The sequence below is a fragment of the Aporhodopirellula aestuarii genome (assembly GCF_023701485.1).
GTDB classification, from domain to species: domain Bacteria; phylum Planctomycetota; class Planctomycetia; order Pirellulales; family Pirellulaceae; genus Rhodopirellula; species Rhodopirellula aestuarii.
Genome location: NZ_JAMQBK010000068.1, coordinates 18,711 through 29,506, shown reverse-complemented (window position 1 = coordinate 29,506; position 10,796 = coordinate 18,711). Strand labels below are relative to the sequence as shown.

Genomic DNA, 10,796 nt, shown 5'->3' with positions numbered 1-10,796 from the left:
GCTGCAAACCAGCTACCCAACCACGAACCTTTGCTCAGCTTCGCAGATTACCCAGTGTGACGCAATCGCCCTGCCGATAGATCGTTCGCGACACAGGTTCCGGTCGCGTTCGTCGTGGGGTAAATCCGAAGACAACACCTGGCAGAAAACGCCCCTACCATCGCTAAAAGAGCGATTGCGGCTGCCGGTTTGACTGGGTGCCTGTTTCTACTTTGCAACTAGCACACCTTCTGCGTCATTCTGGACGCTTGCTCCTCGCTTCTCGAGTTGAGCTCAATAGAGAGAACAAGTATTTCAATGCGGAATGGAACCAATCACACCACATCTCTGCATGAAAACCTACCTATTGTCGTGAGCTTCTATAAGGACGTTTGCCGATTCGATTGGGTGCTGTCGGCTTGGTAGCGATCGATTCCAGGGGAACTTAGGCTGATCTGACAGGCGATTGATAATTGATAGGAGATTAGTGGCAAGTTCGCTTAGGCCCCAATCAAACATCCCCAGACGCGAGGGTATGTCCCGTTTGTTGTTGAAACTCGTGATGGTCTCTCTCGTAAAAAGGTAAGTAATCCGGTTGGAGTGAGCAACAAGCCCCACCTCATGGAGCTCGCCGTAGGCGAGCTCCATGAGGTGGAAAAGCAAATTCAGCTCGTTGTTGATTCGGGTCTCGCCAACGCTTCCAGCAGATGCGGAAGTGACTTGCATCCGGTGATCCGGCGAAAGCCTTTCTCGGCCTCCAGCAATGCGTACGAGAGCCAGCGACTCGCTTGATCCGTCTCAGCTCGAAAGCGTGTCACACGGTCAAGTTTACGGCGCGTGGTGCGGAACGAGTTCTCGATCGCATTGGTACTCAGAAGACAACGATGAAGCGTGTTCGGGACATTCAACCGATGCAGTGCGAGAAGATCCTCGCCGGCTTCATGCAGGCTCCTGTGCGCCTCGGCGTTGAGTGGTTCCAAGAACGCGCGCAGTTCACCGAAAACTTCTTCGGCAGCTTCAATGCCCTGAACGCTACGAAGACGTGTGAACAAACGCGATAGCTCGCCCCAATGACGCTTCGAGAGCTTGCCTTTGATGTTTCGTTCCTTATGGACTAAACAACGCTGGATAACGGCGTCAGCAAAGAACTCAACCACGGCGTCACGAAGGGCATCGCTGCCATCGAGAACCACGTACAAACGATGCTCACAGGTGAAACCGCGTTTGACAATTCGGCTCATCAATTCACGCGAAACTTCAAGGTTTTCACTACTGCCAAGTGCAAAGTCCAGGACATGCTTGCGGCCCTCACTGTCGATCCCCAGTGCCACCACAGCAGTTTGATCCTTGCTCAAGCGGATGCCATCGATCACCAAGGCACACCAAGTGATTGAACTGAGATCTTTGCCTCGCAACTGCTCAATGAACTTGCTGCCAACCTCTTGCCAAAGACGCGAAACATTGGACTTTTTGACACCAGGAGAATTTGGCTTGATCTCTTGGACACTCCTGGAACTGACACCTGAGACGATCGCTTGAACGATCTGTGCCTGCAGCTGCCCGGGATCTCTGGCAGCCCGGTAGGTGCTCAACTCGACTTCATGACTGCGGCCGTCACTGGACTTCTGGCGCACTCGAGGCCGAACAACTTCTTCGCGTTCACCCTCGTACAGGACGCGGCCTGAACTGGAGCCCGCCCGATAGTGATCGCTCGGTGATGGGGCATGCTTCGGACCGCACAGATCGGTGACCTCAGCGGCCATGACTTCACAGATCATTTCACGCACATGCCCTCGCAGAAAGTCGCGAAAGACTTGTCCGGTTTCCGAGGCTGAAACTTGCCCCAGAGATTCTAAAAGATTAACTTCATTCATGATGGTCTCCCCGTCGGCTGCTACCGACGAAAATTGAAAAGTTTCGAAGGGCAGATTCTGCCCTCCGGGAGACCATCTTTCAACTTTCAACAATTATTGCGACGCTGCCATTTTTTCCCACCAATGCCGCCGGCATCAATAGGCGCCCTCGCGAAGGAGGGCCGTCTTGATAGTTCGCCATAAAATGAAAATATCGAACGCGACGGACCAGTTCCGCAGGTAGTAGCGGTCGAGCTCAACTCGCTTTGCATAGGGAAGTGAATTGCGCCCGGACACCTGCCAGAGGCCGGTGATACCAGGCTTGACCATCTGATAAAGCCTAAATACATCCGGATGGTCGTCAATATACGATCGGTCGTAGGAGTGACAATCAATGATTGGGCGTGGACCGACCAAGCTCATCTCGCCCCGAAGCACGTTAAAGAGCTGGGGCAGCTCATCAAGACTAGTTTTCCGCAGGAACGAACCGACCCATGTTATTCTTGGGTCACTCTTTAGCTTGTGGGTGCGTTCCCACTCTTCGGCAAGCTCCGGATGCCGATCGAGATACTCCGACAGGCGATGGTCGGAATCGCGAACCATACTCCGGAACTTTATCGCCTTATACGCTTTTCGGCCTTGCCCGACGCGTTCTTGTACGTAGAAGACCGGGCCGAAATCAGCAAGCTTGACGGCAAGTGCTAGCATCACCATTACTGGTAGCCAGATCGGCAAGGTCAACAAAACAATACCGTAATCCATAACCGTTTTGATTGCCCTAGCATGAAAGCTTGTCAATATGCTTTGACAATGCATCTCAACAACTCCATCTCGTCCCACGAGCCGAGAGCGTTCGGTGGGGTGGTCGCCAACGTCGATTGCGAGGCTAACGTTTGGAATACTGTCGAGAAAACACTCGCCTTGCCGCACCTTGTAAGTGGGGTCCGTGACAGACAGCCTCGATATTCCCTGGTCGATCATGATTTCCTCAAGGTCGTCAAAGGGGCCGATAAAACGATGATCGCTGTTTCGTTCCGCCAAACTCCAGTGTTTGTGCGATTGATAAAGGATGCCTGCTGGCCGAAGCCCTTCCGCTCTGTGTTCCACCAGACTGTCGTGCAATTGCACAGAATTCTCGAAATCGCCCGCGATGAGTACCGGTTGGCACCACCAATCGAATCTTGACAGATAAGCTCGGACGAGTGGACGCAGTATACACACCAACAACATTTGTGACACCATGAACGCTACGTACGCCGCCCAGAGCCCGTGCGCTAAACTGCGTTCTACTGGAGATGCGGCGACGACTGCCACCGCAAGACTCGCCGATAACATCAGCCAGCTCCGTAAGCTGCGACGAAACTCGTTCGAAGCGTTAAGCCCACAGCCTGGATAAACACCGTGCAACGACTGAAAAAGCACCATGACACTCGGAATCATGACAAGCAAAACAGTTGTCGATGCAGCGAATTGCCAGCCAATTGATTTCGCGACTAGCCAGCCCAGCAATGTCGCCAAAAAGCTTCCAGTCCAATCGACAACAATCAAGGGAGTTGCTGTTTGGACGTCTTTCCAAAACTGGATTCTGCCAAGCTTACCCGCTGTCTGGCTCGAGAAATCGGTGAAACTAATCGCGTTATTGCGAAATTCTTTGGCGGTTGTTGTCGGCTGTCCAAATTTACCAACCATCTGGCTTGGGGCTGAAACACGACTAAATTCCGCCCTGTCTGTTTTCATGATGTAGGTCTTTGGAAAGTAGGTCGCACGTTAACGTTCCGCTAAGCTCGAGAGGCGTCTCGCACTTCCGTAAGATCAAAGCAGTTATACGACGCTCCATGCGCCAGCGCGTATTCGGGAATTAAATTTCAGCTACTCTATGTCGAGGACCACGAAGCCGCAGAAACGCTTGAATTCCATGGACCCGCTGAAAAGCATTTTTGATACAAAGTGTTCTGTTGAGCAAGCTGAAGTGAAATCGGGCGTATCAAATGAATCGCTACGTAGCGGGAAAGTCATAAAGCGAGCATTTAGCTTTCTGAACTGAAAGCGGGCAATCAAACTACTTTTGTTGCGGCGATCTTGTGCGACCGATGCACAAAACCAACGAAGTCCCACTGGTTGGTCGATATGGTAGTCTCAACCGTCGAATTTTCCAGATTCGATTCGGCCAATTCATGCGATAATGCACCGCATTTTCGCATGAAACTAGAAAATGAAACACATTCAACACGGCGCCCAAAAGCTGCATCCTCAACGGTGGAACCTCACCTACTAACCGAAAACTGCCTCTGAACAAGTCTTATCCCATTTTCTGCCTGCGTGAATCCTACAATAGTCGGAAGACGCTCGTAAATCTGAAGTTAGTGGTGAAGCAGACCATTTGGAAACCGTGTTCGCTGAGGTCCAATCAGACAAGCCATTTGACTTGGAAAAGCCCTCTGGGTCGGTAGCTTAAGAACGAACCAAGAAAGACCGACGTCTTTCTCTCCGCAAATGATCGCCAAAACACAACGTTCAAGGAGGCAAACGGCAGCAATTGCAAACCAATGGCTCCTAACCCGCTTAATTCCCAGGTTGCCTTGGCAAGGCAATGACCGTCAAGCTACCTAACCGCGTGCTGAGATTTCTTCTGACATTCCTATTCGCTGGACCAATCCCCATCCTGAGTAGTACAGACTTTGCTACGCTTGAGGCGGCTTCCCGTTCACTCCTTCGACGGAAGCCCCGATAGGACTATTTGGCGCTCCGGCACGGACGGTCCTGGGTTGGGTCGATGCCGAACGAGTGTAATCACTTTGGTAGTACCCATAGTAGCCTCCATCCGCATCAAATTTCTTGCCGGCGCCGAAGGCGTTGAGCATGCAGCCGACGAAGTTGCCGCCCGATGACTCGATCCGGCGAAGCGTGTTGATCACCTCATCTCGACGCACGCTCGCGACCTTAACCACGAGGATCCCTCCGTCCAATCGCGGCATGACGACGACGGGATCCGAAACTGCTAAGACAGGTGGCAAGTCTACCAACACCAAATCATATTGCTCTCTCGCGGTTACTAGCACTTGATCTAATGCCTCAGCCTGCAGCAACTCGGCGGGCATCGAACTCGCCGAACCGGCCGTCATCACGAACACGTTATCGGCACGGGTTTCTTTAACGGCGTCGTCAAAATTCAAACGCCGCTCAAGCACATCGCAAAGACCGTCCGCCTTATCGACGCTGAAGAACCGGTGGGCACTGGGACGTCTGAGATCAGCGTCAATCACTAGCACTCTCAGTCCGACTTGCGAGAACGAGACCGCAAAATTTGAGGTCACGGTTGATTTACCGTCACTCTGCATTGGGCTGGTAAAACCGATCGTTCGAAGATCGCCTCGGCGAATGTCTGGCAACAAGACTGTCCGGCCCAAACGAAACGCTTCGGCGTCGGGTGAAAGTTCCGCTGCGACGAGGCCTGAGATACCCTGCTTGATTGAGTTCAATTTCCCGACTCGACCCAAGCTAGGAAGCCCAATCGCTTCGTCTAGCTCTGCTGCCGAACGGAAGCGACCATCCCGAACATCATTGGCAACGGCGAGGACGAGCCCGCCAAATAGCCCCAGCATTAATCCGCCTAGTGCACACAGTGGCAGCTTGGGCCACGACTTTACGCCTAATCGTGGGACTTCGAGAAACTCATAGAGATATCCGCTTAGGCCACTCGCAGTATCAAGTTCGCGTAGCTGTTGAACAATTCCGTCAAACAGCGCCTCCTGTCTTGATATTTTCTTTTGAAGGATCATGTCGGTCAGTTCATATTCGATCAGTTCCTTCGCCTTCGTTTCCGAGTCGGCTGCCAGGAAAGTTAGTTCCTTGCGTCGCTCGGCGAGTGCAGCAAGGTCGTGCTGCAGGAATCCGACGTATGCTTTCAGCAGTCCTTCAGGAGAAAGGGAGCTGTCGCCAAACGCGGACGTGGGACTGGTCAGGTCTTGCTTGTCTTGCAGGAACTGCTTGACCAGCGTGATTTCGCTCTCGAGCTCCTGCACCTTGGGGTGTGCGGCACCAAAGACCGAGGAGAGTCTTTGTTTTTCGCTGTTGAGCTGCAGGAGGTGAGTGATCTGAGTGCGTGCTTCCTCCATTTTCGCCGGCATCGCGGCCTTGAACTCCGGTGAATCAGCCGCGTTCATTTGCAGACCTGCAAAAACACCCAGGCGTTCTAGGCTCTCGCTATCGATCAATGCGAGCTTATCGAGGTGATCGAACGCGTCGCCCGAATTGTCCATTTCTTCGAGCGTTGCTTCAACACGCTGGAGTCGTGTGCGAACCGTTGACTCCTTAATATCGATATCCAGAAGCTCCTCCTGCAGACGCCGATACCGGTCTTGATAGACGTTACTGCTACCCTCACCTTGGAAGAACAGCGGAGCATTTTGTCGCGACTTAAGGTGCTCCTGTTCGGCGGCAAGAAGCTCTGACTCTACTTCTTGTTTGGCCTGGTTGACCATCTCATTGGCTTGGCCCATCAATTGCTCAACTTGAGCGATGATGAATTGTTCATATCGCTTCATCACTGATGTAAGCAGGAGTTGAGCATCCTCAGGATCCGTGTGAGTCAAAGTGACGCTTAAACTGCGGGCCCCCTTGGCCGAGCCCTCACCACCCTTGACGACTTCAAGTTGTTCTATGACGTAATCGACCGCGTCGAACTCAGGCTTCGATTCATCCAACTGAGCGGTCACGGACGCCAGATCTAACAAATCATTTTGCTCAAGCGCCTCGCCAACGATCATCCGGCTTTGAATCAGTTCGATATGGTTTGCCAGAATGTCTTCGTCGACAATCGACTGTCCGGTCGTGTCACCGCTTAGCCCTGCACTTCTCTGATTAATCAGAATGGACGCATTCGACTCGTACCAAACCGGCGTGTATAGCGCATACGCGATTCCTGCCGCCAAACCACTCACGCAAAGAAATATGATAAGCCATCGTTGACGGCTTAATATCTCTAGGACATCGAGCGAGTCTGATTCCTCGTGATCGACACTACGACTGCTCACGCGACTCGCTGAGATCCTACGAGATGGATTGGTTTGTTCAGTCGATTCCGCCATAATCATTCAGTTCGTTCCAGCCTAGTTGAATCACCAAGCTCAATACTAATTGCGAGAGTTGATCGCCGGAAGCGATTTTTAGCCCAAAAGCAACCGGCAATAATCACCCGACTGCTACAGACTGTCAAGCTAAAAAGCAACTCCCCTTGGGAATTGCCGGAAGAAGCAATCACAACCTGTCGAGCCGGTTTTGACGGAAGTCATGTGCGACCCCCTAAAGACAGGACATGGAAATGAAGCTGCGTCTATTTGCATCTCGGGCCCCTTGAGAGAACATCTTCCGCAAACTGGCTCCAAAGGGCGAGCACACGCCCTGGCGTATTCAAACTGAGTGCGCCCGGGGACATCCGCAGCGAGACCGCCAGACGCCCGTCGAATTCCAGAATTGCGGTTGAGAGCTCGGCCCCCGCCTGAATCGGCGCCTCAAAAAAAATATCCGCCAACTCGGCGTCGGCGATCCACAAACCGGAGTTGCGACGTTTGACACCAAATCGATTTCCAAGCCGAAAGCTGGCAAGACAGGTCAGTGCCGCCGTCGGCGTGAACGTTCCCAACCGCTCGAGCAATTTCAGGCATCCCGGAATTCTCTCCGCAATCGATAAACCGACTTCGGTTTCAGACGCTGTGCCGTATTTGCGAACGTTGCGCATTTGTTCCGAAATCGACTCGAGCGTCTGCTCAAAATCATTCACGTCCGCGTGGGTCCGGCGCAAAAAGGCGATCCCAATGTGATTTTCTGTGCAGCGTCTTTGCGCCCAAGTGCGAGTTTCGACAGGATTCATCAACATGATGTGTCGACGCGGAGCTGCCGATGCTGACGTGCATTGAGCGAGGACATGCATGGTTACGGCAAGCGACCAGTCATTCAGATTGACTGATCGATCGCGCAGATAGCGACGGATCTTGTCGCTGAATTTTGGAGTGAATAGCAATCGCCAACGATTCTGAAATTGATCGATGGATGCAATCGAACTTTGGAATTCGCGATCGGTCGTTAGCTCCTGTTGATTACGGACCGATTCTCGCTCTTTCGCCAACGACGCGAGTGCATCCACATCTTCACCCTCCCTGTGAGAAAGTAGGACTTTTTCGGGTCGTTGAGGTTTGATGTGAGGTTGAGTGCACGCCCCTCCAGAAGGGCGAGCTAGTGGGGTATGGCCAGGCAAGTCGTCCACTGAATATGGAGCGGTTCCATGACGTGAAAAGCGGATGTTGCTGCCTCGAATGGTGGTCCACAGGTTTCGCAGATCCGGCGGCGAACTTCTGGATTCAAGACCTTTCGACTCAAGAACCTGCTTGTCCTCTGTTGCTGTTTGCCGAACGCTCCCAACTGCCCGATCTGCACCCGCAACTAGTTCAGCGTACGTCTTGGCAAACTCTGCGAAAATTCGGATTCCCCCCACGCCATCGGTGCAAGCGTGATGAAATAGAATTCGAATGGACCACAGCTTTTCGTCGTTGGACTGGACAACACAACCGGCACCGATCCCCAATCGTGGACTTACCGACGCCGTATCGCTGTCCGGTTCCGTTGGCGATTGGTTTGTGACGCACGCATCGTATCGAATTTTGCGATAAACAAACGAATTAGCCTCAGCATGCTGTTGCAGCTGCCATCGGAGTTGCCGTCCTTTGCCCGCCAAACGAGCGAACAGCCGAGGGTGGCCTTCTATTGTTTGAAACCAGGAACGCCGGAGCAGTTCGATCTGCAGCTTCCCTTTCAAAACGAACAAAACACTAAAAACCATCCCCGCCCCGTGAGATGGTCTCAGGAGAAAGCGTTCAAACACCGATGTCGGCAAGGTTTCGGGATCGTCGGAATTCATTCGCCAAACATCGACAGTCGGGGTGATGCATGGATGGAGCAGGAAAGTGGATCAGACACGAACACTAATCCCGCCATCGACGACGATCGTTTGACCCTGGATCAAATCGCTTGCGGAGCCACATAAAAATGCGACGACGGAGGCGACATCTTCGGGTTCCAGGGTGCGATCGCCCAGCATCATCCGTTCGCCGGCCGCACGAACCAGATCCTCCGAACCGGGCATGCTGGCGATGGCATCGGTGGCAATAATTCCCGGCAGAACACAGTTGAAGTTGATCCCATGCCCACCATATTCCAAGGCGAGGTGCCGGATCAAACTTTCGAGAGCCGCTTTCGACGCACCAATTGCCCCGTAGTGTGGTACCGACCATCGTGACCCGTGACTGCTGATCGCAACGACTTTCCCATGACCTTCCGATTTTGCTAACAAGTCTGCTGCCGCCTGAGCTAGCCAAATCACAGGTGCTGAGTTGTTTCGAAGCACCGCTTCAAAGTTCACCTGAGTCAAATCTGCAAGGTCGCGAAAGCCGCCGGCGGCCGCATTACTGACCACGATATCGAGACCACCGAACCGGGACTCGACTTCTTCCACCATCGAAAAAACGTCGTCGCGACGAGACACATCCGCCTTGACCAACATCACCTCCGCTTCGTCGGCGCGAGCAGCTTGGATGCTCGCGATCTCCTGAGCGACCTCCACGGCTTGTGATTGTGAGTTCAGAAAATTGACGGCGACACTTGCGCCGGCTGTCGCCAGCTTCAACGCGATCGCCCGTCCAATTCCGCGACTGGCACCGGTCACCAACGCGAACTTTCCTCGCAGTGATGAATCAGATGTCATAAGCGGTCGCCTCATTGGGTCAATCGAAGGGGAGCGGGGCATGTTATTGATGGTTCTGGTTGTACGTCGCGGCCCAATGCTGGTGAAACGCGTGCAAGCGTTCTTCGCAGCGACCGAAAATACGCTGTTGATCGCTCGACATCATACCTAACTGTACTTCGGGAAAAATTCGAGCATCTTCGCGGAATACCTTTTTGGCAAATCCACGTGCCGCCCGCCCCAACCCAAGACTGAGACCATTTCCGATCGCCCCCCATCGTTCACTCCGACGAGTGTAACCAAACACTTTCATCCCCGCCCGCTGAGGACCGACGGGGTAAATTTGATAGACCAAACTCAGTGTACTCGTAAAGGACGCCATGACATTGGGGAAAACATGCACGTGGCGGTACGTCGGGTCAAACGAACCGCTGATTGCACGAACAACGCCCTCCTCTGCTTGAGCAAGAAACGAGCGTTCGCGGACAGACGTTTTGAACGAAGTCCCCGATTCATCGAAATCGTGTTCCGTCTGAGACTCCCCTGGGTCGGCCCCCAGCGTCTCGCCGTGGATTTCGTCCAGGTGATAACTTTCCAAGGCGCCCTCGATCGGGATTTTCCAGTCGCATTCGTATCGCATCTCATCCTCATAGACAAGTCGCCATCTCGCGCTGTCCGTGAGTCTCGAAAACAACGGGGACCAAACATCCCAATCGTCGAGCGGCCCGTCCGAAAGTTGGCGTCCATCCTTAGGTGCCTCGCTTGACTCCGCCAAATCACCCGAGGCCGTTTCGCGCCCCGCACTGAATCGAACGAAGATCAGTTGCCCAACCTGCTGCACTTCATAGACGGGCAATCGGTAATTTTCGCGTTCGAAGTGGGGAAAATTGCTCGCACCAGGGATTTTTCGCGTGCGACCGTCACTGCCATAACGCCAACCATGATAGGGACACTTGAGTTCTTCTGATCGGCCGTGGGCCTGATCAACCAAACGACACTGCCGATGAGCGCAGACGTTTTGGACGGCCGTCAATTCGCCATCGAAATTGCGAACCAACACGGGGACGCCTAATCGTTCCACCGAGACATAATCGCCGGGATTGCGCAATTGGCACGACGAGGCAACGAGTTGCCAGCTACGATTTCGAAGTTGCCCTACATCATGCTGATGAGCCGCCAAAGTCGTGTAGTGAGAGGCGTGCAACAATGGCTGCATGGATTCGGTCGCT

General features: G+C 53.3%; 6 protein-coding genes. All 6 read right to left on the bottom strand.

What is annotated here, in order from left to right; translation table 11 throughout:
- Nucleotides 1-644: 644 nt before the first annotated feature.
- The 6 genes from NB063_RS24870 to NB063_RS24845 all read right to left on the bottom strand — a co-directional run bounded on the left by NB063_RS24870 (nt 645) and on the right by NB063_RS24845 (nt 10,783).
- Complete coding sequence (locus NB063_RS24870; RefSeq protein WP_250931740.1) at nt 645-1,946, bottom strand: IS256 family transposase; 1,302 nt, start codon at nt 1,944-1,946, stop codon at nt 645-647.
- Between the two features lie 42 nt (nt 1,947-1,988).
- Nucleotides 1,989-3,569, bottom strand: coding sequence for an exopolysaccharide biosynthesis polyprenyl glycosylphosphotransferase (locus tag NB063_RS24865; protein ID WP_250931739.1), 1,581 nt, complete (start codon nt 3,567-3,569; stop codon nt 1,989-1,991).
- Nucleotides 3,570-4,513: 944 nt separating this feature from the next.
- A complete protein-coding gene (locus NB063_RS24860; protein ID WP_250931738.1) occupies nt 4,514-6,865 on the bottom strand; it encodes a polysaccharide biosynthesis tyrosine autokinase in 2,352 nt (783 codons plus the stop codon).
- A gap of 299 nt (nt 6,866-7,164) precedes the next feature.
- Nucleotides 7,165-7,974, bottom strand: a complete 810-nt coding sequence (locus NB063_RS24855; RefSeq protein WP_250931737.1) for a hypothetical protein — start codon at nt 7,972-7,974, stop codon at nt 7,165-7,167.
- An 822-nt stretch (nt 7,975-8,796) separates the two neighbouring features.
- Complete coding sequence (locus tag NB063_RS24850) at nt 8,797-9,588, bottom strand: SDR family oxidoreductase (protein WP_250931736.1); 792 nt, start codon at nt 9,586-9,588, stop codon at nt 8,797-8,799.
- Nucleotides 9,589-9,631: 43 nt separating this feature from the next.
- On the bottom strand, nt 9,632-10,783 hold the full coding sequence (locus NB063_RS24845; RefSeq protein WP_250931735.1) for an aromatic ring-hydroxylating oxygenase subunit alpha: 1,152 nt from the start codon (nt 10,781-10,783) through the stop codon (nt 9,632-9,634).
- Between the last annotated feature and the right edge of the window lie 13 nt (nt 10,784-10,796).